Here is a 20,971-nt window from a genome sequence, read left to right on the forward strand (position 1 = left end):
CCGCTTACTTGGACTCGACCTGGCCGAACGGGTCGGGGCCGGCGGCCAGTTCCTCGCGCGCCGTCCGCCAGGCGGGGTCGCCGGGGTACAGCTCGGTGCGGAGATAGGCCGAGGTGAGGCGTTGGAGCACGGAGACCCGGGCGGGATTCTCGTCCGTGGTCTCGGCGACGTCGTACCCGGAGATCCCGCCCAGTCCGTGCTCCGCGTCGAACAGGGTGAGCAGGGACTTGGGGCCCGGGGCCAGGACGTACGGGTCGGTGTGCCAGTCCGGGCCCATGACGGTCAGATGGGCGGAGGTGTCCTTGTCGCCGGCCACCACGAGGGTGGGTGTGGTCATCCGGGAGAAGTCGGTGGTCGAGAAGAAGGGCCAGTTCTCGACGACGTACTCGGTGAGGGCGTCGCCTCCTCGGCCGGGCGCGGCGAGCAGGACGCCCGCCTTGATCCGGGGCTCGGTGAGGTCCACCTCCGTGCCGTCGTCCGGGTCGGTGAGCCGGGCGCCCAGCAGCAGGCTCGCGGTGTGGCCGCCCATCGAGTGCCCGGCGACGGCGACCCTGGCGCGGTCCAGGCGCCCGGGGAGCTGCGGGACGGCGGCCTCGATCTCGTCGAGCCGGTCGAGGACGCGGGTCATGTCCTCGGCGCGGGAGCGCCAGTACATGGGGGCGCCGGGGGTGTCCGGAGGCAGGGTCGAGGCCAGGGTCGTCGAGCTGAGATGCGTGGGCTGGACGACGACGAAGCCCTGCGCCGCCCAGTAGTGGACGAGGGGCGCGTAGCCGTTGAGCGAGGAGAGGTTGTTGGAGTAGCCCTGGCCGTGCGAGAGGAGGATGACCGGCAGGGGGCCATCACCGGTCGCGGGGGCGGAGACTCGTAGCCGCAGGTCAACGGCCCGGTCGGGAGCCGACAGCACGATCGGGGCGACCGAGAGGACGGGAGTTTCACTCATGACGCGACTTCCCCTAAACTGAGGGTGAGAAACGGAACAACGTTCCGCTTAATATACGGAGCACTGTTCCGTTTAGTCAACGGGAGCCGGAGGGAGACGTGATGGCCAGCTCGGGCCAGTCCGGGGAGGTACCCGCCCGGGGCAAGCGGGCCGACGCGCAGCGCAACCAGCAGACCCTGCTCACCGCCGCCGCAGCGGTCTTCGTCACCTCGGGCGTCGACGCGCCGATCCGCGAGATCGCGGCCAGGGCGGGCGTCGGGATGGGCACGATCTACCGCCACTTCCCGACGCGGGCGGATCTCGTCGTCGCGGTCTACCGCCACCAGGTCGAGGCCTGCGCCGAGGCCGGCCCGGCCCTGCTGGCCGAGGCCGACTCGCCACTCACGGCGCTGCGCCAGTGGGCCGACCTGTTCGTCGACTTCCTGGTCACCAAGCACGGCCTGGCCAGCGCGATGCAGTCCGACAGCAGCGGCTTCGAGGCCCTGCACACCTATTTCCTCGACCGACTGGTGCCGGTCTGCGGGGAGTTGCTCGACGCGGCGGCCGGTGCGGGCGAGATCAGGCCCGGCACACAGCCGTACGAGCTGATGCGCGGCATCGGCAACCTGTGCATCGGGCACGACAACGACCCGCGCTACGACCCGCGCCGCCTGGTCGAACTGCTCCTGCGGGGGCTGGCGAGGAGCTGAACGAGGGGCGGGCGGCGCGGGTCGTCACGCGGGTCCGGGCGGGGTCTGTCCTGCGGTAGCGGGCCGGGGCGGGACCCAACCCGCGGTGGCAGGCTCGGGCGGGACTATCCCGCAGCGGCAGGCTCCGGCACGGACGACGTGGCCGGCGGGTGGGCGAGGTCGTAGGCGCTCTCCGCGTGCAGGTGGACGTCGACGCCCTCCTGTTCGACCTCGGGGCGGACCCGCAGGCCCATCGTCTTGTCCAGAGCCTTGGCGATCAGCCAGGTCACGGCGAAGGAGTACGCGAGTACGGCGAAGGCACCCACCGCCTGCTTGCCGAGGAGGCCGAGCCCGCCGCCGTACAGCAGACCGTCGACGCCGTTGGGGGCGTCCGACGTGGCGAGGACGCCGACCAGCAGGGTGCCGGTGATGCCTCCGACGAGGTGGATGCCGACGACGTCCAGGGAGTCGTCGTACCCGAACTTGTACTTGAGCCCCACGGCCAGCGCGCAGACCGCGCCGCCGATCGCGCCCAGGGCGAGGGCGCCGATCGGGGAGACTGCACCGCAGGACGGGGTGATCGCGACCAGGCCCGCGATCGCGCCGGAGGCGGCGCCGAGGGTCGTGGGGTGGCCGTCGCGGAGCTTCTCGACGAGGAGCCAGCCGAGCATCGCGGAGCAGGTGGCGGTGAAGGTGTTCAGGACGACGACGGAGGCGGCGTTGGAAGACGTCAGCGCGGAGCCGCCGTTGAAGCCGAACCAGCCGAACCAGAGCAGGCCCGCGCCGAGCATCACCAGGGGGAGGTTGTGCGGACGTTCCTGGCCGCCCTCCTTCTGCCAGCCGATACGTCTGCCGAGGACCAGGATCACGGCGAGGGCCGCCGCGCCGGAGTTGATGTGGACGGCCGTACCGCCCGCGAAGTCGATCGCGCCGAGCTTGTTGACGATCCAGCCGCCCACGACGTCCTTGCCGTCGAAGGCGAACACCCAGTGGGCGACCGGGAGATAGACCAGCGTGACCCAGATGCCGGTGAAGGCCATCCAGGCGCCGAACTTGATGCGGTCCGAGATGGCACCGCAGATCAGGGCGGCGGTGAGGGCCGCGAAGAGGGCCTGGAAGGCGGCGAAGACCGAGAGCGGGATGACCGCCTTCGGGTCGTCCGCGATGACGCCGCTCATACCGAAGTACTCGGTGACGTCACCGAGCAGGCCGGCGCCGCCGATCGAGTCGCCGAAGGAGGCCGAGAAGCCGTAGACGACCCAGATGCAGCCGACCAGGGCGACGGAGCCGAAGGTCATCATGATCATGTTCAGGACGCTCTTGGCGGCGACCATGCCGCCGTAGAAGAGCGCGAGGCCCGGCACCATCAGACAGACGAGTGCCGTGCTCGCGAGCATCCAAGCGGTACTTCCGGTGTCCATGCGCACACTCCGCGGAGAAGTCCAGCTGAAGGAAACAAGGTTTCACCGCAGTAGACATGTGGTGCGTTACAGGACAACTCCGTGGCCGATTAAGGCCGGGTTTCAGTGCTGCGGGCTAGTGCTGCGGGCTGTCGCCGAAGGCCGTCACCGTCAGGAAGCGGATCGGGAGTTCGAGCAGGCGTTCGGGGCCGTGCGGGGCCTCGCCGTCGAACTGGAGGGCGTCGCCGGGGCGCAGGGTGTAGCTGGACTTGCCGTGGCCGTAGGCCATGACGCCCTCCAGCATGTAGATGATCTCGGTGCCCGCGTGCTGGAAGAGCGGGAAGACCTCGCTCTGCTCGGTGAGCGTGACGAGCAGGGCGTCCATGCGTTTGTGGGTGCCCCGGAGCGAGCCGAGCTGGGCGTACTCGTGGCCGACCTTCGTACCCCGCCGCACGATCCGGGCGCCGTGTCCCGCCGGGACGAAGACGGCCTCGCGCTCGTCGTCCATACCCCGGAACAGGGCGGTCACCGGGACGTCGAGACCGCGCGCGAGCCGGGAGAGCGTGGTGAGGCTGCACGCGGTCTGGGCGTTCTCGATCTTCGACAGCATCGCTTTCGAGATGCCGACCCGTTGCGCCATCTCCCCGACCGACAGCCCGGCCGCCTGCCGGTACTCACGGGCCCGGACCGCGATGATGCGCTCCAGCGCCTTGTCGTCGGGGTCGCCGGAGTCGCCGCCGTCTTCGTGGTGCTCGGTCATCGGCGCATATTAGCCCGCGCGTTCCAGGCGGAAGCGGGGGTGGGGCTCGGTGCGGCCGGTGGCGAGGTCGGCGGCCATCGCGCCGATGAGCGGGGCGAACTTGGCGCCGTGGCCGGAGCACGGGGAGACGATGACGAAGGGGCCGTGGCGGTCGAGGACGAAGTCCTCGTCGGGGGTGGTGGTGTAGAGGCAGGTCGTCTCGGCCACCGGTTCGGGGACGAGGCCGGGCAGCCGCTCCCGGACGAAGTCGCTCACCCGCGCACGCGACGACGGATCGACGACTCCGCTGCGGGTACGGGCGGTGGTGACGGTCCCCCGGTCGTGCTCGGCGACCTTGACCGCGGGCAGCGGCCCGCCGTCGGCACCGGACGGCAGCCCGAACACCTGCATGGACTCGTCCTTGTGGACCAGGATCGGCCACCGCACACCCCGCTCACGCTGCGGAAAGTGAAAGACCTGCTGCTGGGTGACGCGCAACGGCGGCAGAGGAACGGGCAGTTGGAGATCGGGCAGCCATGCGCCGGCCGCGACGACAAGCGTGTCGGCGACGAGTTCCCGCCCGTCGTCGGTGTGCAGACGAACCTTCTCCCCGACCTCAACCCGCTTGACCCGTACGCCGATCAGCGCGTCGGCGCCATGCTCGACCGCCCGCCGCACACACGCCGCGACGGCCTGGTCGGCGTCGACGACACCCGCGTCCGGGTGGTACAGCACCGGGCCGGTGAAGCGGATGTACGGCCAGCGCTCGGCGGCGGCTTCGGCGTCGAGGAGTTCGTACGGGACTCCGGCCGCGCCCAGTACGGCGGCCAGCCCCTCCGGGTCGCGCCCCTCTCCCAGGTCGAGCCCACCGGTCGTACGCAGCAAGGGAGTTGAACTGTCCTGCTCCAGCTCGCGCCAGTGCTCGTACGCCTGCCCGGTCAGCCCGACGTAGAGCGGATCGGCGTACGCCCGCCGGAAGATCCGGGAGGTGCCGTGCGAACTGCCGTGCCGGTGACCGATGTCGTACGCCTCGATCAGCGTGACCTCGTGCCCCTGCCGGGCCAGTTGCCAGGCGGTGGCCGCGCCCATGAGCCCGGCACCGAGGACGGCGATCACAGACCGGCTCCGGGGATCCAGTTGGTGCCGGCGAGCGGGATACGGGCCATGGCGGCGGACTCGATGGTGAGCGCGACCAGGTCCTCGGGCTCCAGGTGAAGGACGTGGGACTTGCCGCAGGCGCGGGCCAGGGTCTGCGCCTCCATGGTGATCACGCGGAGGAAGTTGGCGAGGCGGCGACCGGCGTCGACGGGGTCGAGGCGGGCGGCGAGTTCCTCGTCCTGGGTGGAGATGCCGGCGGGGTCGCGGCCGTCCTGGTAGTCGTCGAAGTAGCCCGCCGCTGAGCCGAGTTCGCGGTACTCGGCGTCGTACTTCGGATGGTTGTCCCCGAGGGCGATCAGCGCGGCCGTGCCGATGGCGACCGCGTCAGCGCCCAGGGCGAGGGCCTTGGCCATGTCGGCGCCGGAGCGGATACCGCCGGAAACGACCAGCTGCACCTCACGATGAACACCCAACTCCTGGAGCGCCTGGACGGCTTGGGGCAGCGCGGCGAGGGTGGGGATACCGACGTGCTCGATGAAGACGTCCTGGGTGGCGGCGGTTCCGCCCTGCATCCCGTCGACGACCACGACATCGGCTCCGGCATGCACGGCGAGCTTCACGTCGTAGTACGTCCGGGTCGCACCGACCTTCACATAGATCGGCTTCTCCCAGTCGGTGATCTCGCGCAGTTCGAGGATCTTGATGGCGAGGTCGTCGGGGCCGGTCCAGTCCGGGTGCCGACAGGCGCTGCGCTGGTCGATCCCGACGGGCAACGTCCGCATACCGGCGACCCGTTCGGTGATCTTCTGCCCGAGCAGCATGCCCCCGCCACCGGGCTTGGCCCCCTGCCCGAGGACCACCTCGATGGCGTCGGCGGCTCGCAGGTCGTCCGGGTTCATGCCGTACCGGGACGGCAGATACTGATAGACGAGGTGCTTGGAGTGCCCCCGCTCCTCGGGGGTCATCCCCCCGTCCCCGGTGGTGGTGGAGGTACCCACCTCACTGGCACCGCGCCCGAGGGCCTCCTTGGCCTGCGCGGAGAGCGCCCCGAAACTCATCCCGGCGATGGTGACGGGCGTGGAGAGGCGGAGAGGGTTCTTGGCATGCCGGGTCCCGAGAACGACGTCGGTGTCGCAACGCTCCCGGTAACCCTCAAGGGGATAACGGGACATGGAGGCCCCGAGCAGCAACAGGTCGTCAAAATGCGGAAGTCGACGCTTCGCGCCCCAGCCCCGGATGTCGTAGATCCCGGTCTCGGCGGCACGCTGGATGGCATGGATGGTGGCGCGGTCGAAGGTAGCGGACTCACGCAGACCACGGGATGTGGCTTCCAAGGTTCACTCCTCTGGGTAGGGGCGAGTGGTTGCTTTTTAGGGGCGCGGGGAACTGCGCGACCAGCCCCCACCGGCCGTCAGCCAAAAACACCGCTAATACGACGCAGAATTATCAACCTTGAAGTGATAAAGCGCCCTGGCAGACCCATACCGCCGAAAATCCCCAGGGTCCTCATCCCGCTCAGCCGCCTTGAGCAACTCCCCGAGCTCCAAAAGGTGTTCGGGCCGCATCTCCTTCTCGACACAATCCGCACCGAGAGACTTGACCGCGCCCTTCACATAGATCCGAGCCTCATACAGCGAATCCCCCAGCGCCTCCCCCGCATCCCCACAGACAACCAACCGCCCCGCCTGCCCCATGAACGCACTCATATGCCCGACATCACCCCCCACCACGATGTCCACCCCCTTCATGGAGATCCCACACCGGGCAGAAGCGTCCCCCTCGACAACCAGCAACCCCCCATGCGCCGTGGCTCCGGCCGACTGCGACGCATTCCCCCGCACCCGAACCACCCCGGACATCATGTTCTCGGCAACCCCCGTACCCGCGTTGCCATGAACAGTGACCGTCGCCCGCTGATTCATACCGGCGCAGTAATAACCGACGTGCCCTTCGACATCGACGGTGAGTTCCTCCCGTATGCCGCACGCAACGGCGTGCGCACCGCGCGGATTCACCACCCGCCAGACATCCACGCCGCCAGGCGAATGCAACGCCTGGTTCAGCTCCCGCACCGGGGACTCCGCCAGGTCGATCAACGTCGCCATACGTACACCTCTTCCGGCTCGGGTTCGAAGATGCGGGCGTTCTCGATGCCTGGGAGGACATCGAGGGCCCGGTACTCGGACGCCATCGCCACCCACGCGTCGGTCTCGGCGACGAGCGCCGGCTTGCAGGCGATGGCGTCACGGACGACCGCGAAGGAGTCACCGGTGGACACCAGCAACGTGTAGAAACCGTCGAACCGCTCGCACAACAACCGCAGCGCCTTCTCGAGATCGGCGCCCTGTTCCAGCTGATGGGCGACGAACCGCGCGCCGACCTCGGAGTCGTTCTCGCTGTCGAACCCGACGCCCTGGGCACGCAGTTGACGCCGGATGGTGGCGTGGTTGGCGAAGGAGCCGTTGTGCACGAGGCACTGTCCGGGGCCGACGGAGAAGGGGTGGGCGCCCTCCGGCGTCACGGCGGACTCGGTGGCCATCCGGGTATGGCCGACGCCCTGCCAGCCGGTGACATCGGCGAGCCCGAAGGCGTCCGCCAACCGCACCGGATCTCCCGTGCCCTTGAGCACGGCGAATCCCTCGCCGGAGCCGATGACCCGGGCGCCGGGAAGCGCGGCGGCGACCGAGGAGACGTCCGCGTGGACCACGGTCGTGGCGTCGGCGTCGTAGGCCTGTACGCCCGGCAGCACGGCCTCCACCTCGGCCTTCGAGGTGCCCAGCAGCGACACGACGGTCCGTCCCGGCGGGGACAGTCGCGGGTCGCCGTACACCGCGACGCCCGCCGAGTCGGGGCCGCGTTCGACGACCTGGCCGAGCATCGCGGCCAGCAGTTCACCGAGCCGGGGTTCGAGTGCGGGCTCCCGCAGATGGAGCCCGACGATTCCGCACATCTCAAGTCCCTTCAGAAGGCGGCCAACAGGCGGAAGTAGGTCGGAAGCCGACCAGAAGCCGATCAGAAGGCAGTCAGATAGCGGTCGAGTTCCCACGGCCCGACCGTCGCGTGCCACTCGAAGAACTCCTCGCGCTTCAGATCGGCGAAGTACCGGCTCACCCCGGCCCCGACCGCGTCCAGCGCACCGCTGATCACCTCGTCCGCCTGGAGCGCCTCGACGGCGTGCAGCAGGGTCGGCGGGAGTTCCGGGCCCTTGCCTGCCGCGCCGGGCTCGCCCGGGTCGAGGCCGCGTTCGATGCCGTCGAGTCCTGCGGCGAGGGCGGCGGCAGCGGCGAGGTAGGGGTTGGCGGCGCCGTCTCCGCCGCGCAGTTCGATGCGGTTGCCGTCGGGGACGCGTACGAAGTGCGTGCGGTCGTTGCCGCCGTACCCGGCGACGCGCGGTGACCAGGTGGCGCCCGAGCGGGTGTTGACCGCGCCGGTGCGCTTGTAGGAGTTGACAGTCGGCGCGATGACCGCCTGCAACGCCCGCGCGTGCTCGACGATCCCGGCGACGAAGGAGTAGGCGAGCGGGGAGAGTCCGAGCCCGCGCTCGTCGGCGGCGTCGGGGAACGCCGGCTCCTCGCCCCGCCAGAGCGACATGTGCATGTGCATGCCGGTGCCGGTGCGGTCGGTGAACGGCTTCGGCATGAACGTGGCCGTCATGCCCCGCTGTTCGGCCAGCATCGACACCAGGTACCGCATGGTGATGACCCGGTCGGCCGTGGTCAGGGCGTCGGCGTGCTTGAAGTTCTGCTCGAACTGGCCGTTGCCGTCCTCGTGGTCGTTGGCGTAGTTGCCCCAGCCGAGGGAGTTCATGGCGCTGGAGACGGCGGTGAGGTGGTCGTACATCCGGGTCAACCCGCGTGCGTCGTAACACGGTTGGGCAGCGGTGTCCCTGGAGTCGGCGACCCGCAGCACACCGTGCTCGTCCCGGTTGACGAGGAAGTACTCGACCTCGGCGCCCACCGACAGCGACAGCCCCTGCGCGGCGGCCCGCTCCAGCAGCCGGCGCAGGATGACGCGCGGGGCGTACGGCCAGGGCTCGCCCTCCACGTACGGGTCGCAGTGGACCAGGGCCAGGCCCGGCTTGACGAAGGGGACGGGAGTGTACGAGGACGCGTCGGGGCGGGCGATGACATCGGGGTCGCTGGGCTGCTGGCCGAGCGCACCGGCCGCGTACCCGGCGAACCCGACGCCCTCGTCCCGGAGTTCCTCGACGGCCTGGGCCGGGACGAGCTTGGCGCACGGTTTGCCGGTCAGGTCGACGAAGACGGCGAGCACGAACTCGATGCCGTCGGCGCGGACCAGTTCGGCGAGATCCGGAACATCGGGAAGACCGGCGAGATCGGGGGCGGCGGTCACCATGGGCCCCTCCTTAGGGTGTCCACTGTGGTGAATCGTTGTTGCATATCAGTAGACACGCGTGCCGTTACGGAGAGATTTCCGCCGTGCAAGCTCCCCGTAAGCCGACAAGTCGGTAAGTCAGGAGGTGTGCGGACCGCCGATGGGCAGCCCCGCCAGCAACGCCCTCCTGCTGGCCCTGACGTGCTCGCGCATCACCTGCTCGGCGGTGTCCCCGTCCTTCTCCAGGATCAGCTCCACGACGACATGGTGTTCGCGGTCCGACTGTAGGGCGCGGCCCGGCCGGCTCAGCGAGGTGTGCACGAGCCGGGAGTAGTAGGCGAGTTGGTTCATCAGCATGCGGTAGTGGGCTTCCAGCTTGCTGTTGTCGGCGCCGGTGATGAGCAGGTCGTGGAACTCCTGGACCAGCTCGGCGTACCGCTCCCGGTCTTCCCGGGCCACCGCTTCGTCGGCCTCGCGCAGATTGCGTTCGAGCAGGTCGATCTCCGCGACACGGCCACGCCGGGCGAGGAGACGGGCGGCGGCGCCCTCGATGAGTTCCTTCATCTCGAAGAGTTCGGTGATCTCGCGGCGGGAGGGGACGGAGACGAACGTCCCGACGCGGGGCCGGATCTCGACCAGCCCTTCGGTCTGCAACTGCTTGAGGGCTTCGCGCACCGGCGTACGGCTGACGCCGAACTCCTCCGCGAGGGCGAGTTCCGAGGGCGGGGCGCCGGGCTCGATGTCTCCCTTGATGATCCGCCGGCGCATGTCGGCGATCACCCTGGCCTGCATCGACCCGTTCTTCGGCTCGTTCACCGAACCCTCCTCATCCCAGCGGCGCCAGCGCGCCGCCGTCGAAGAACTTACCCGCGCTGTAGACCATCGGATGGTTGTCGGCGACCGCCGCGTGCACCACACGGCAGATGAACACGGTGTGGGTGCCGGCCTGCAACCGCTCGCGGATCTCGACCTCCATCCGCGCACTGCTCCGGGCGATCAGCGGGCTGCCGTACGGCCCGCTCTCCCACTCCACCTCCCGGAACTTGTCCTCGGCCTTGCCCGCGAACACGCCGACGACGTCGAGCTGGTCCGTGGACAGGATGTTGATCGCGAGGTGGTCGGCCCGGAAGAGGCAGTCGTGGGTGGTGGACGTGCGCTGGACGCACACCATCACGGTGGCGGGCTCCAGCGAGATGCTGGAGAACGCGTTGACGGCGAGCCCTCTGGGGGTCTCCCCGTCCATCGCGGTCACGACCGTGACCCCGGTGACGAACTGCCGGTTGACCTGTTTCATCACGCCGAGGTCGGGCTTCGAGGCGAGCGATGCCATGGATGAACTCCTGGTCATGGTGATCGTCAGTCCTGTCCCACCCGGATGACGCCCAGCGCCGAGAGCAGCGCTCTGGGATCCCAGGTCACGTGCTCCTCGACAATGCGGTCCCCCTCGAAGCGCGCGAAGGTGGCGCCGCCGACCTCGACGTACCGCCTGGTGGGCGGGACGCCGAGGAACGAGTTGGTCTGGGTGCCGCCGCTGTGCCAGCGGATCGCGGCCCGGTCGCCCTCGACCACGATGTCGTCGACGGTCGTGACCAGATCCGGGAAGGCCGCCCGGGTCGAGACGATCGTGGCCTTGAGGGCGTTCAGGTCCTGCGGGTGCGGATCGCCGCCGTGGCGGAGGTACGCCGGGCTCAGCAGCGCGTCGAGGGCGTCGACGTCTCCCTGGCCCCAGGCCGCTTCCCACACCTTCTCGATGAGCCCTCGCCGCACGTCAGACCGCGACATCGGCCTTCTCCTTTCCGTCCTCCGCCGCCGGTGCCGCCGCCGATGCCACTCCCGCCTGCGCCGCGTGTCTGTCCGCGCGCAGCTCCGTCCAGAAGGACACCGCCAGCCCGGCGATGATCACGAGGAACGGCAGGGACGTCACGATGACGGTGTTCTGGAGGGCGTTGAGTCCCCCGGCGAGCATGAGGACGACGGCGGTGACACCGGTGAGGACGCCCCAGAGGATGAGCACCGGGCGGCGCGGGGTGAGCGAGCCGTCCGAGGTCATCATCGACAGGACGTAGGTGTTGGCGTCGGCGCCGGAGACGAAGAACATCACGACCAGGATGATCGCGACCACCGAGGTCACGTCGGACAGCGGGAAGTGGTCGAGGGTCGCGAAGAACGCGCTGTTGATGTCGGCCGCGGTCTGCTTGGCGATGTCGCCGCCCTCGAACATGTCGACGTGGATCGCCGTACCGCCGAAGACCGTGAACCAGGTGAAGAAGACGACGCTGGGGACGACCAGGACGCCCATGATGAAGCCGCGGATGGTCCAGCCCGCGAGAGCGGCAAGCACCTGCGCGAACTCGTCCCCGCCGTCCGGGCGTTGTGGCAGGGCGACTACGCCCACGACGGCGAGATCTGGCAGTTCCCGACCTCGACGAGCGTCCCCAAGCCGATCCAGCGGCCCACCCCGCCCATGTGGATCGCGGCCCGCGACCCCGCCTCCCACGACTTCGCGGTGGCGCAGGGCTGCAACGTCATGGTCACGCCGCTGATGAAGGGCGACGAGGAAGTCGTGGACCTGAAGCGGAAGTTCGACACGGCGGTGGCCAACCACCCGGAGGTACCGCGCCCCGACCTGATGGTGCTGCGCCACACGCACGTCCACTCCCCCGACGACCCGGAGGGCTGGCGCCCGGCGGCAGAGGCGATCAACCGCTACTACCGCACGTTCGACGCGTGGTTCGGCAACAAGGCGGCCCCGGTGAACGGCTTCCTGCCACCCAGCCCGGAGTCGAAGTTCGAGGACCGCCCGGAGTTCCGGCCGGAGTCCCTCCACAGAACGGCGATGATCGGCACCCCGGCGGAGGTCGTCGAACGCCTACGTGCCTACGAGGAGTTGGGCGTCGACGAGTACAGCTTCTGGATCGACAACAGCATGTCGCACGAGGAGAAGCGGGCGTCACTGGAGCTGTTCATCAAGGAGGTCGTACCGGCCTTCCAGTGAGCCGGTCCTTCAGCGAACCGGGCTGTCAGTGGGGCCTGCTTGGATACGGCCATGTCCGACCACACGATCGAGGACCTGGTCGCGGACTCGATCCGCGCCCTGGACACCCACACCGAGCCGAACAACCCCCACGTCCGGGACTGGTTCACGGCGCTTTACGCCTTCCAGGCCGGATACGACTGCTCGTTCACGCACTTCCGCGTGCTGGACATCCTGCTGCGCCGCGGCCACACGTACCGTTTCCCACTCGCCCGGCACCCCGACCACGCCGAGAGATCCACCTACGTCGACTCACTGACCGAGTTCACGGGACTGCGCACGTTCGACGAGGACGCCCCCGACTTCGCCGGCTACGACTCCTGGCTCGAGGACGGCTACGTGGACCCGCCGTTCCTCTACTGCGACGCGGGCACAGCCCTGTGGCAACGCATGACGGCCGCAGGCGAACTCCACGGCCCGGACGCCACCCCACCCCGCCGCACCCCACTGATTGAGGTGGTCCACGAGATCGCAGTAGCCGCCGAGAAGGACCGAAACCCCGAACTCATAGGCGAGTGGTACGCGTTCGGCTGCGAAACCCTCCTCGGCGGCCCCGCCGGCTGCCCCTACGACATCGACGAACTGGCCGAGATACCCGCCGTACGAGACCTGCGCGCGCTGGTCCGCCGCACCGAAGCCCTGCCCATCGCCCGACGGTCGCCCTACGCGATGCCGATGGAGCTCACCGACACCCAGGACCCCGAAGCATGGTGGTGGCGCCTGTAGCGGCGGGGACTCACTGCCTCGGCTCGGGACACAACTCGGCGTACACGGGCTCGAAGTCAAAGGGGTACTGCACACAGCTGGCCCCCGCGAAGCACTGACCGGCATGCCGACGCATCCGAGGCCCATACACCGGGTGACCGATCAGATCGGTATAGCTCTCTCGCTCACCGAGCCCCAGAAGATCCGCGGTGTCAGCGAGGTAGACATCGAACCCCGGATACATGAGCCCCAGATACGGAAGATCATCCAAGTCGAGGGCGAACACCGGGTATTCCCCTTCCCCGTCCGGCTCGGCGACGGCCAGAATCCGCCGCGAGTCCGATCCACCGGGAAGAAGAAAGCACTCGGAGAAACGCCCGGACAACCATGCGAACTCCGCACCCCAGAAGTCGCCCATCTCATCCCCGACCAACTGATCGAGGGGCCGCGGCGCAAAGGAACCGTCCGACGCGAACCACCCGTACCGCGCCAACAGACTGGTGTCGTACGCCATCCAGGCACGCAGACTCGGCGACAACGGCCGCCCGGACGGAAACACGACGTCCACGAGCACATCCTCGCCCATCGGCGTGGGAACACCCCCTTCCACCCAGGGCACGTTCACATACGGCAACAGATACGGCAGCGCACTGGCCGCAGGATCACGCCGCACGACCTCGATGACCCGCTCGGTCAACGGCACTCCGTGCATGGGGGACTACCTCTCGTAAGGGAGACGGATGAGGGAGCTGAGGGAGCTGAGGACGAGCAGCCAGACCACGTACTCGTCGCGGCCGTCGGTGTGCGGCTCGTCCGCGTCCCCGAAGGGAATCAGCCGACCGGTGAACTCCGGGGCGCCCGACCAGCCGACCACCAGCCCGGAGAGATCACCGTGATATCCATTACGTCTCCGAGCGGGGAAGAGAAGAAAACGAAGGAAGGCACGGGAGGGGTTCGAGGCGTGGCTGGGCACCCCGGTGTCCGGCCTGGGCAGGATAGCGAACCCTGCCGACATGTCCGACGCCGACGACACCGGCTGGCTGGCGGTCCTGTCGGTCGGCAAGAACAAGGCACACTTCATCGACACCCGAGACCTGACCGACGCAGTCGCCGGCCTACGCCCGGTCGAGAGCCGATTCACCGGCCTTCACGGACCCGGCGGTTCTGGAGCAGCAGACCCCCGATAGAGGGCTTGCCCGCTGAGACCGCAACTGAGACCAGGACCGCAGGGCAGCGCGCACGCAGCGCCGCCACCACATCCGACAAAAGCAAAAGCCCCAGGTCACGGCGAGTGAGTCCTGAGGCTTCCACAGAGCCGCCTTCGGGATTCGAACCCGAGACCTACGCATTACGAGTGCGTTGCTCTGGCCATCTGAGCTAAGGCGGCGCGCTGTCCGCACTATGGTGCGATCAGCAACGTCGGTAAGTCTACACAGTTTCCGAGGGTGCTCCGCACACCCCCCTGAGGCCTCCCAGGAGGCCTCAGCGCCGGTGTCCGCCCCGATCCGGTCACCTCGCTACGAACACCGCTTCCCCTCCACCGGAGGCGTCCCCCGGAGCAGATACGCGTTGATCGTGTCGTCGATGCAGTCGCTGCCCCGACCGTACGCCGTGTGCCCGTCGCCCTCGTAGGTCAGGAGGCGGGCCGAGGAGAGCTGGCGGGCGAGGGACCGGGCCCAGGGGTACGGGGTCGCCGGGTCGCGGGTCGTGCCGACCACCACGATCGGGGCCGCGCCCTTCGCCTCGATGCGATGCGGCTCGCCCGTCGGCCGGACCGGCCAGTACGCGCAGTTCAGGGAGGCCCAGGCCATCACCTCGCCGAAGACCGGGGACGCCTTCTCGAAGGACGGCAGCGCATCCCGTACCTGGTCGGGGGTGGCGTACGCCGCCGGGAGATCGAGGCAGTTCACGGCCGCGTTGGCGAACATCAGGTTCGAGTAGCGGCCGTCGGCGTCACGCTCGTAGTAGCTGTCGGCGAGGAGCAGCAGGCCCGCGCCGTCCTTGTCGCGCATCGCCGAGGTCAGCGACTCGCGCAGCCGCGGCCAGTTGCTCTCGTCGTACATCGCGGCGATCACACCGGTCGTGGCGAGGGCCTCGCCCAGCCGGCGGCCGTCCGCGTCGCCCGTCAGGATCGGCGACGCGTCGAGGCGGCGGAAGAACGCCTTCAGGTTCGTGCCGACCTCGCCCGCCTCCGTACCGAGCGGGCAGTCCGTCTGCCGTACGCAGTCCTTCGCGAACGCGTCGAACGCCGTCTCGAACCCCGCCGTCTGGCCGAGACTCAACCGGCTCGCGGACAGGGAGGGGTCCATCGCGCCGTCCAGGACGAGCCGGCCCACGCGCTTCGGGAAGAGACCCGCGTACGTCGCCCCGAGGAACGTCCCGTACGACGCCCCCACGTACGTCAGCCGCTCGTCGCCGAGCACCGCCCGCAGGATGTCCATGTCCCGGGCCGCCTCCACCGTCGACACATGCCGCAGCAGATCGGGCGAGCTGCTGCCACAGCCCTCGGCGAACTCCTTGTACGCGCCGACCAGTTCGTCCGTCTCCCGGGCGTTGTCCGGCGTCGCGTCCGTCTGCGTGTACGCGTCCATCTCGCGCCCGTCCAGGCACTCGACCGGCTCGCTGCGCGCCACCCCGCGCGGGTCGACCGCGACCATGTCGTAGCGCGCCCGGATCTCCGCCGGGTAGCCGATCCCCGCGTACGACTGCACGTACCCGACCGCCGAACCGCCCGGCCCGCCCGGGTTCACCAGCAGTGAGCCGAGCGATTTGCCCGGCCCCGTGGCCTTCTTGCGGGAGACGGCGAGTCTGACGTCACCCTCGGACGGCGCCGTGTAGTCGAGGGGTGCCTTCATCGTGGCGCACTGGAAACCGGGGACACCGCACGCCCGCCAGCTCAACTTCTGCGCGTAGTACGGCGCGAGCCCGGCCGGCTCCGTGGCCGCCGACGAACTCGCCGCACTCGTCGAACTCCCCGTGGAACAGGCGGAGACGAGCAGCGCGGCGACCGCGAGCAGTGTCCAGGTCTGACGAGGGATGCGCCTCATTTGCATTCACCGAGCGTAACCCTGAGGAGCGGCACGGATACTCTCCGTCCACGATATGACTCATACGAGTTACGGCTGCCGGCGACCGACTATCGGCTACCAGCCATGAACCAGCGGCCCGACCGTCAGCCCGCTCTCAGCGCCAGCGTCATCGCCTCCACCGCCAGCAGCGGAGCCACATTGCGGTCCAGGGCCTCGCGGCACGCGGCGATCGCGTCGATGCGGCGGAGCGTCGACTCGGGTGAGCCGGCGCGGGCCAGGCGCTCCAGGGTGTCCTCGGCCTCCATGTTGGCGATCGCCAGCCGGGAGCCGAGCTGGAGGGCGAGGACGTCGCGGTAGAAGCCGGTGAGGTCGATCAGGGCGAGGTCGAGGGTGTCGCGCTGCGTACGCGTTCTCCGGCGCTTCTGCCGGTCCTCCAGCTCCTTCATCACGCCCGCCGTGCCACGCGGCATCCGGCCGCCCTGGCCCGCGCCCATCGCCTGCTTCAGATCCTCCGTCTCCTTCACGTCGACGCCCTCGGCGAGCTGCTTGGCGTCCTCGGACGCCGAGTCGATCAGCTCCTGGGCCGCCTTGAGGCAGCCGCCGACGTCCTCGACGCGGAGCGGCAGCTTCAGTACGGCGGCCCGGCGCTCACGGGCCCGCGCGTCCGTCGCCAGCCGTCGGGCGCGCCCGATGTGGCCCTGGGTCGCCCGGGCGACGGTGTGCGCGACGTTCGGCTCGATGCCGTCCCGGCGGATGAGGATGTCGGCCACCGCCTCCACCGGCGGGGTGCGCAGCGTGAGGAGACGGCAGCGGGAGCGGATCGTGGGCAGTACGTCCTCGATGGACGGGGCGCACAGCAGCCACACCGTGCGCGGCGCGGGCTCCTCGACGGCCTTGAGCAGGACGTTGCCCGCGCCCTCCGTGAGACGGTCCGCGTCCTCCAGGACGATGACCTGCCAGCGTCCGACAGCCGGTGACAGCTGGGCCCGCCGGACCAGATCGCGGGTCTCCTTGACGCCGATGGAGAGCAGATCGGTACGGACGATCTGCACGTCGGCGTGCGTACCCACCATGCTCGTGTGGCAGCCGTCGCAGAACCCGCAGCCGGGGACTCCGCCGAGGGCCCGGTCGGGGCTCACGCACTGGAGTGCGGCGGCGAAGGCCCGGGCCGCCGTGGACCGGCCCGAGCCGGGCGGGCCGGTGAAGAGCCAGGCGTGCGTCATCTTCGACGCCTCGGGCAGCGGCTCCCTCGCGGCGACGGCGGTGACCAGGGCGTCGGCATCCCGCGCGGCGGCCTCCAGCTGCGCGCTCACCTTCTCCTGACCCACCAGGTCGTCCCACACCGGCATGGGAGCACCGCCCTTCCGTCACGCCGTATACGTCGTCCCGCCTCGGCAGGCCGTTCCGCACGGCTCGCCCTGTGCGGTCCATTGTGCGGGCCACCACTGACAACGGGCCCCACGGGCAACAGACACGCACCCTCACCGGCCCAGCAACAGGCCGAGCCACCGGCAACAGGCACGGTCCCTCGCCGACACCAGCCCTGCCACAGCAGCCCCGCCACGGCAGTCCGGCCTCAGCGGCGCCGCCCGCCCCGCCCCCGCCCCTCGTCCCGATCGTCGTCCGTGCGCGGCCCGAGCAGCTCGTCGGCCAGCGTCGGCAGATCGTCCAGCGGAGTCTCCTCCGCCCAGTCGGAGCGGGGACGGCGACGCGGAGCGCCGTCGGCATCGACCTGGGGCAACTCCCGCGTACGGTCCTCACCGGCCCCGGACTGCCCGTCCGCCCGCTCGTCCCGGAAGAACCCGGGCGGCACCCGATCCGTGGGCGCACTGTCCCGCCGACCCGCACTGTCCTCCCGTACGGGAGGCAGCACCGCGGTCTCGTCGGCCGCACCCGGCACCACGGGCGGCAGCACAGCGGTCTCATCAGCGGCCCCCGAGGGAACCGGCGGCAACACCGCGGTCTCGTCCGCCGCACCCGGCACCACAGGAGGCAGCACAGCCGTCTCATCGGCGGCCCCCGGAGGAACCGGCCGCAGCACAGCTGTCTCGTCCGAAGCCCCCGAAGGCACCGGCGGCTTCTGCAACTTGGCCGTCACCTCCGAATCGGAACCGCGAGACCGCCCGCCACCCGCCTCACCGGAACCCGACTCCGATCCCGACCCCGAATCCGAAGCCCCAGCCGCGCCCTTGCCCGCACCGGCACCCGTGCCCGAAGCCGAACCCGAACCAGCGCCAGCACCCGCACCCGCACCCGCACCCGCAGAACCCGAAGCAGCCGCCTCAGCCTCAGCTGCCGCCGAAGCAGCCGCTGCGGCAGCCGCGGCCGAAGCCGCCGCCTCCGCAGCCTGCCTCCGCTCAGCCTCCGCCCGAACCAGCGCCTCCTCGGCCTTCCGCTGCTTCTCCAGCCGCCGTTCCTCCGCCTCCGCGCGGAGCCTCGCCTCGTCCTCGGCCTGCTTGCGCCGGCGGTCCTCGTCGGCCTTGCGGCGGGCCTCGGCCTCGGCGCGGGCCTTCTCCTCCGCCAGCAGCCGCGCCCGCTCCTCCTCGGCGCGGCGGCGCGCGTCCTCGGCCCGCTGCCGGGCCTCCTCCGCCTGACGTTCGGCCTCGCGGCGCTGCGCCTCCTCCAGCTCGCGGCGCTTGCGCTCCTCCTCCTCAGCGCGCAGCCGGGCCAGCGTCTCCTGACGCTCGCGCTCGAGGCGCTCCTCCTCGGCCTTGCGCGCGGCCTCTTCCTCCGCCTTGCGCCTGGCCTCCTCCTCGGCCGCCTTGCGGGCCTCCTCCTGGGCCTTCACCTCGGCCTCGGAGAGGGGCAGCATCAGGTCGAGGCGGTGACGGACGACCGTCGTGACCGCTTCGGGCTCCTGGCCGGCGTCCACGACCAGATAACGGCCCGGGTCGGCGGCGGCCAGCGTGAGGAAGCCGGACCGCACGCGCTCGTGGAACTCGGCCGGCTCCGACTCCAGTCGGTCCGGCGCCTCGGTGAACCGCTCCCGCGCGGCCTCCGGGGAGACATCCAGCAGAACGGTCAGATGCGGCACCAGTCCGTCGGTCGCCCAGCGCGAGATGCGGGCGATCTCCGTCGGGGAGAGGTCCCGCCCGGCGCCCTGATAAGCCACCGACGAATCGATGTACCGGTCCGAGATGACGACCGCGCCCCGCTCCAGAGCGGGCCGTACGACCGTGTCGACGTGCTCCGCGCGGTCCGCCGCGTACAGCAGCGCCTCCGCGCGGTGCGACAGCCCGGCACTCGACACGTCCAGCAATATCGAACGCAGCCGCTTGCCCACGGGGGTCGCCCCCGGCTCGCGCGTGACCACGACCTCGTGACCCTTGGCCCTTATCCACTCGGCGAGCGCCCTCGCCTGCGTGGACTTGCCGGCCCCGTCCCCGCCCTCCAGGGCGATGAAGAAGCCGTTCGAAGCGGGTGCCTGTACGGGATCGTCGCCACCGCGCACCGCGTCCCGCAGGTCGTGCCGCAGTGGTACGCCGGACCGGTCGTCGACCTTGGCGAGAACCAGCGCGGCCACGGGCAGCAGCAGCGCGCCCACCAGCATCAGCGTGAACGCCGCGCCGCCGTGCGCGAACACGAACTTGCCGCTCTCCAGGCGGTGCGGCCCGATGAGGGCGGCCACCAGGGGCGCGATCAGCGCGGCCAGCGCCACGGACACCCGTACGACCGCGTGCAGATGCTCCGTCAGCCGCGTCCGCCGCTGGTCCTCGGTCTCCTGGTCGAGCAGCGTGTGCCCGGTGTTGGCGGCGACGCCCGCGCCGATGCCCGCGAGGGCGACGATCAGCAGCACCGTCGTCACGTCCGGGACCAGCCCGGCGGCGAGCAGCGCGACCCCGGTGAAGGCGAGGGCCAGCGCGAGCAGCCGGCGCCGCGACAGCGACACCAGCACCTTCGGTGCCGTACGGATGCCGACGACCGTGCCGCCGGTCAGCGCGAGGACGAGCAGCCCGTACGTCACCGGGCCGCCGCCCAGGTCCTTGGCGTGCAGCACGGCCACGGAGACGGCCGCCGCGACGGCGCCGGCGACGGCCGCGCAGGCCAGGACGAGCAGCGGGATCGCGCCCGTACGCCCGGTCTCGGCGACCGTACCGGACTTGGGACGGCGCAGGCCTTCGAGCGGTGACCGCGCGCGCGGGGTGCGTGCGTCGGGCAGTTCCAGGGCGGTGAGCACGGACAGCGAGGCGGCGAACAGCCCGGCCGCGACGTACGACGCGAAAGCCCCCTGGTGCAGGCCGAACCACTCGATGCCGGTGCCCAGCAGGTTGTTGACCAGCCCGGCGGCGACGAGCGCGGCGCCCGCGAGGGGCAGCGTGACGAAGGTCGTCCGCAGGGACAGGCGCCGCAGGGCGTCCATGTGGTCCGGCAGCGGGCGGACCGTCGCCCCCTCCGGGGGAGGCGTGGGCAGCAGCGCGGGCGCCGCGCTCTCCCGGCACACCGTCCAGAAGCGCTCGGCGACACCGGCCACGAAGGCGGTGACCAGCAGGACGGCCAGGGCGTTCTCCGGCGTCCAGTCGATCCACAGGGGCGCGATGATCAGCAGGACGGCGCGCAGCGCGTCGGCGCCGACCATGGTCCAGCGCCGGTCGAGCGGGCCCTCCTGCGAGGTGAGCGACGTGAGCGGGCCGAGCAGGACCGCGCCGAAGAGCAGCGTGGCCAGAACTCGTGCCCCGAAGACGGCGGTCACGGCGAGCGCCACGCCCCGGTAGCCGCCGCCGAACGAGCCCTCGGCGATGGCCGCCTGGAGGGCGAGCACCACCAGCACCAGTAGTGCGAGCGCGTCACCGACACCGCCCACCAGCTGCGCGCTCCACAGCCGCTTCAGCTGGGGCTGGCGCAGCAGGGCGCGGACGGCGCGTTCGCGGGAGTCCGCGACCAACGCGTCGTCGGGGGCCTGGGGAATGGCCGTTGGCTGCTCTGCTGGCGTCATGCTTTCAGCCTATCGGCAGCCACCGACAGCCCGACGTTGCCGTCCGTACGCGCGACCGCCCCGACACCTGATGGTGTCGGGGCGGTTATT

21 protein-coding genes and 1 tRNA gene are annotated in these 20,971 nt (G+C 70.4%); 4 read left to right on the forward strand and 18 right to left on the reverse strand.

The window, feature by feature from the left end; all coding sequences use genetic code 11:
* Positions 1 to 4: 4 nt before the first annotated feature.
* On the reverse strand, positions 5 to 940 hold the full coding sequence (locus tag OG787_RS20465) for an alpha/beta hydrolase family protein (protein WP_369034370.1): 936 nt from the start codon (positions 938 to 940) through the stop codon (positions 5 to 7).
* A 101-nt stretch (positions 941 to 1,041) separates the two neighbouring features.
* On the opposite strand from OG787_RS20465, the gene OG787_RS20470 reads away from it, so the two are divergent.
* Positions 1,042 to 1,629, forward strand: coding sequence for a TetR/AcrR family transcriptional regulator (locus tag OG787_RS20470; RefSeq protein WP_369034371.1), 588 nt, complete (start codon positions 1,042 to 1,044; stop codon positions 1,627 to 1,629).
* A gap of 104 nt (positions 1,630 to 1,733) precedes the next feature.
* On the opposite strand, the gene OG787_RS20475 is transcribed toward OG787_RS20470, so the two are convergent.
* The 11 genes from OG787_RS20475 to OG787_RS20525 form a co-directional block, all read right to left on the reverse strand.
* The gene (locus tag OG787_RS20475) at positions 1,734 to 3,029 is read right to left on the reverse strand and encodes an ammonium transporter (protein WP_369034372.1); all 1,296 of its coding nucleotides are present in this window, start codon (positions 3,027 to 3,029) and stop codon (positions 1,734 to 1,736) included.
* Positions 3,030 to 3,144: 115 nt separating this feature from the next.
* Positions 3,145 to 3,768, reverse strand: a complete 624-nt coding sequence (locus tag OG787_RS20480) for an XRE family transcriptional regulator (protein ID WP_235475946.1) — start codon at positions 3,766 to 3,768, stop codon at positions 3,145 to 3,147.
* A 9-nt stretch (positions 3,769 to 3,777) separates the two neighbouring features.
* Complete coding sequence (locus OG787_RS20485) at positions 3,778 to 4,863, reverse strand: FAD-dependent oxidoreductase (RefSeq protein ID WP_405535962.1); 1,086 nt, start codon at positions 4,861 to 4,863, stop codon at positions 3,778 to 3,780.
* Positions 4,860 to 6,179, reverse strand: a complete 1,320-nt coding sequence (locus OG787_RS20490; protein ID WP_405535963.1) for an FMN-binding glutamate synthase family protein — start codon at positions 6,177 to 6,179, stop codon at positions 4,860 to 4,862. Before OG787_RS20490 ends, OG787_RS20485 begins: the two co-directional genes overlap by 4 nt.
* A gap of 93 nt (positions 6,180 to 6,272) precedes the next feature.
* Positions 6,273 to 6,950 (reverse strand): glutamate synthase, encoded by a 678-nt coding sequence (locus tag OG787_RS20495; RefSeq protein ID WP_405535964.1) that lies wholly within the window; start codon positions 6,948 to 6,950, stop codon positions 6,273 to 6,275.
* Positions 6,938 to 7,795 carry a glutamine amidotransferase gene (locus OG787_RS20500; RefSeq protein WP_369034376.1) on the reverse strand — a complete coding sequence of 286 codons (858 nt, stop codon included), beginning with the start codon at positions 7,793 to 7,795 and terminating at the stop codon, positions 6,938 to 6,940. The genes OG787_RS20495 and OG787_RS20500 overlap by 13 nt, the downstream gene beginning before the upstream one ends.
* Positions 7,796 to 7,857: 62 nt before the next feature.
* On the reverse strand, positions 7,858 to 9,201 hold the full coding sequence (gene glnT / locus OG787_RS20505; protein WP_405535965.1) for a type III glutamate--ammonia ligase: 1,344 nt from the start codon (positions 9,199 to 9,201) through the stop codon (positions 7,858 to 7,860).
* A gap of 117 nt (positions 9,202 to 9,318) precedes the next feature.
* A complete protein-coding gene (locus OG787_RS20510; RefSeq protein WP_405535966.1) occupies positions 9,319 to 9,996 on the reverse strand; it encodes a GntR family transcriptional regulator in 678 nt (225 codons plus the stop codon).
* Positions 9,997 to 10,006: 10 nt separating this feature from the next.
* A complete protein-coding gene (locus OG787_RS20515) occupies positions 10,007 to 10,510 on the reverse strand; it encodes a flavin reductase family protein (protein ID WP_405535967.1) in 504 nt (167 codons plus the stop codon).
* A gap of 26 nt (positions 10,511 to 10,536) precedes the next feature.
* Positions 10,537 to 10,962, reverse strand: a complete 426-nt coding sequence (locus tag OG787_RS20520) for an ester cyclase (RefSeq protein WP_369034379.1) — start codon at positions 10,960 to 10,962, stop codon at positions 10,537 to 10,539.
* The gene (locus tag OG787_RS20525) at positions 10,949 to 11,575 is read right to left on the reverse strand and encodes a BCCT family transporter (protein ID WP_405535968.1); all 627 of its coding nucleotides are present in this window, start codon (positions 11,573 to 11,575) and stop codon (positions 10,949 to 10,951) included. The genes OG787_RS20520 and OG787_RS20525 overlap by 14 nt, the downstream gene beginning before the upstream one ends.
* On the opposite strand from OG787_RS20525, the gene OG787_RS20530 reads away from it, so the two are divergent.
* Both OG787_RS20530 and OG787_RS20535 read left to right on the forward strand, forming a co-directional pair.
* Entirely contained in the window at positions 11,522 to 12,175 is a 654-nt protein-coding gene (locus OG787_RS20530) for an LLM class flavin-dependent oxidoreductase (protein WP_405540535.1), read from the forward strand. The genes OG787_RS20525 and OG787_RS20530 overlap by 54 nt on opposite strands.
* Before the next feature lie 51 nt (positions 12,176 to 12,226).
* Positions 12,227 to 12,940, forward strand: coding sequence for a hypothetical protein (locus OG787_RS20535; protein ID WP_405535969.1), 714 nt, complete (start codon positions 12,227 to 12,229; stop codon positions 12,938 to 12,940).
* Between the two features lie 10 nt (positions 12,941 to 12,950).
* Here the strand turns inward: OG787_RS20535 and OG787_RS20540 are convergent, their stop codons facing one another.
* Both OG787_RS20540 and OG787_RS20545 read right to left on the reverse strand, forming a co-directional pair.
* Positions 12,951 to 13,622, reverse strand: coding sequence for a hypothetical protein (locus OG787_RS20540; protein WP_405540536.1), 672 nt, complete (start codon positions 13,620 to 13,622; stop codon positions 12,951 to 12,953).
* Between the two features lie 15 nt (positions 13,623 to 13,637).
* Positions 13,638 to 13,793: a hypothetical protein gene (locus tag OG787_RS20545; protein WP_405535970.1), complete on the reverse strand. Its 156-nt coding sequence runs from the start codon at positions 13,791 to 13,793 to the stop codon at positions 13,638 to 13,640.
* Positions 13,794 to 13,932: 139 nt separating this feature from the next.
* On the opposite strand from OG787_RS20545, the gene OG787_RS20550 reads away from it, so the two are divergent.
* Positions 13,933 to 14,106: a hypothetical protein gene (locus OG787_RS20550; RefSeq protein WP_405535971.1), complete on the forward strand. Its 174-nt coding sequence runs from the start codon at positions 13,933 to 13,935 to the stop codon at positions 14,104 to 14,106.
* A gap of 126 nt (positions 14,107 to 14,232) precedes the next feature.
* Here OG787_RS20550 and OG787_RS20555 read toward each other — a convergent pair.
* The 4 genes from OG787_RS20555 to tmk all read right to left on the reverse strand — a co-directional run bounded on the left by OG787_RS20555 (position 14,233) and on the right by tmk (position 20,881).
* Positions 14,233 to 14,306 (reverse strand) — tRNA-Thr (locus OG787_RS20555).
* A 130-nt stretch (positions 14,307 to 14,436) separates the two neighbouring features.
* Positions 14,437 to 15,972, reverse strand: coding sequence for an alpha/beta hydrolase (locus tag OG787_RS20560; RefSeq protein WP_405535972.1), 1,536 nt, complete (start codon positions 15,970 to 15,972; stop codon positions 14,437 to 14,439).
* Between the two features lie 119 nt (positions 15,973 to 16,091).
* Positions 16,092 to 17,297 carry a DNA polymerase III subunit delta' gene (locus tag OG787_RS20565; RefSeq protein ID WP_369034385.1) on the reverse strand — a complete coding sequence of 402 codons (1,206 nt, stop codon included), beginning with the start codon at positions 17,295 to 17,297 and terminating at the stop codon, positions 16,092 to 16,094.
* 227 nt (positions 17,298 to 17,524) lie between these two features.
* Positions 17,525 to 20,881: a dTMP kinase gene (tmk, locus tag OG787_RS20570; RefSeq protein ID WP_405535973.1), complete on the reverse strand. Its 3,357-nt coding sequence runs from the start codon at positions 20,879 to 20,881 to the stop codon at positions 17,525 to 17,527.
* Positions 20,882 to 20,971 lie beyond the last annotated feature (90 nt).

It is taken from the genome of Streptomyces sp. NBC_00075 (assembly GCF_045041225.1).
GTDB classification, from domain to species: domain Bacteria; phylum Actinomycetota; class Actinomycetes; order Streptomycetales; family Streptomycetaceae; genus Streptomyces; species Streptomyces adonidis.

Coding starts and splice junctions, on each gene's coding strand:
- OG787_RS20465 (WP_369034370.1), bottom strand. CDS start 940: ATGAGTGAAACTCCCGTCCTCTCGGTCGCCCCGATCGTGCTGTCGGCT.
- OG787_RS20470 (WP_369034371.1), top strand. CDS start 1,042: ATGGCCAGCTCGGGCCAGTCCGGGGAGGTACCCGCCCGGGGCAAGCGG.
- OG787_RS20475 (WP_369034372.1), bottom strand. CDS start 3,029: ATGGACACCGGAAGTACCGCTTGGATGCTCGCGAGCACGGCACTCGTC.
- OG787_RS20480 (WP_235475946.1), bottom strand. CDS start 3,768: ATGACCGAGCACCACGAAGACGGCGGCGACTCCGGCGACCCCGACGAC.
- OG787_RS20495 (WP_405535964.1), bottom strand. CDS start 6,950: ATGGCGACGTTGATCGACCTGGCGGAGTCCCCGGTGCGGGAGCTGAAC.
- OG787_RS20500 (WP_369034376.1), bottom strand. CDS start 7,795: ATGTGCGGAATCGTCGGGCTCCATCTGCGGGAGCCCGCACTCGAACCC.
- glnT (WP_405535965.1), bottom strand. CDS start 9,201: ATGGTGACCGCCGCCCCCGATCTCGCCGGTCTTCCCGATGTTCCGGAT.
- OG787_RS20515 (WP_405535967.1), bottom strand. CDS start 10,510: ATGGCATCGCTCGCCTCGAAGCCCGACCTCGGCGTGATGAAACAGGTC.
- OG787_RS20520 (WP_369034379.1), bottom strand. CDS start 10,962: ATGTCGCGGTCTGACGTGCGGCGAGGGCTCATCGAGAAGGTGTGGGAA.
- OG787_RS20535 (WP_405535969.1), top strand. CDS start 12,227: ATGTCCGACCACACGATCGAGGACCTGGTCGCGGACTCGATCCGCGCC.
- OG787_RS20550 (WP_405535971.1), top strand. CDS start 13,933: ATGTCCGACGCCGACGACACCGGCTGGCTGGCGGTCCTGTCGGTCGGC.
- OG787_RS20560 (WP_405535972.1), bottom strand. CDS start 15,972: ATGCAAATGAGGCGCATCCCTCGTCAGACCTGGACACTGCTCGCGGTC.
- OG787_RS20565 (WP_369034385.1), bottom strand. CDS start 17,297: ATGCCGGTGTGGGACGACCTGGTGGGTCAGGAGAAGGTGAGCGCGCAG.
- tmk (WP_405535973.1), bottom strand. CDS start 20,881: ATGACGCCAGCAGAGCAGCCAACGGCCATTCCCCAGGCCCCCGACGAC.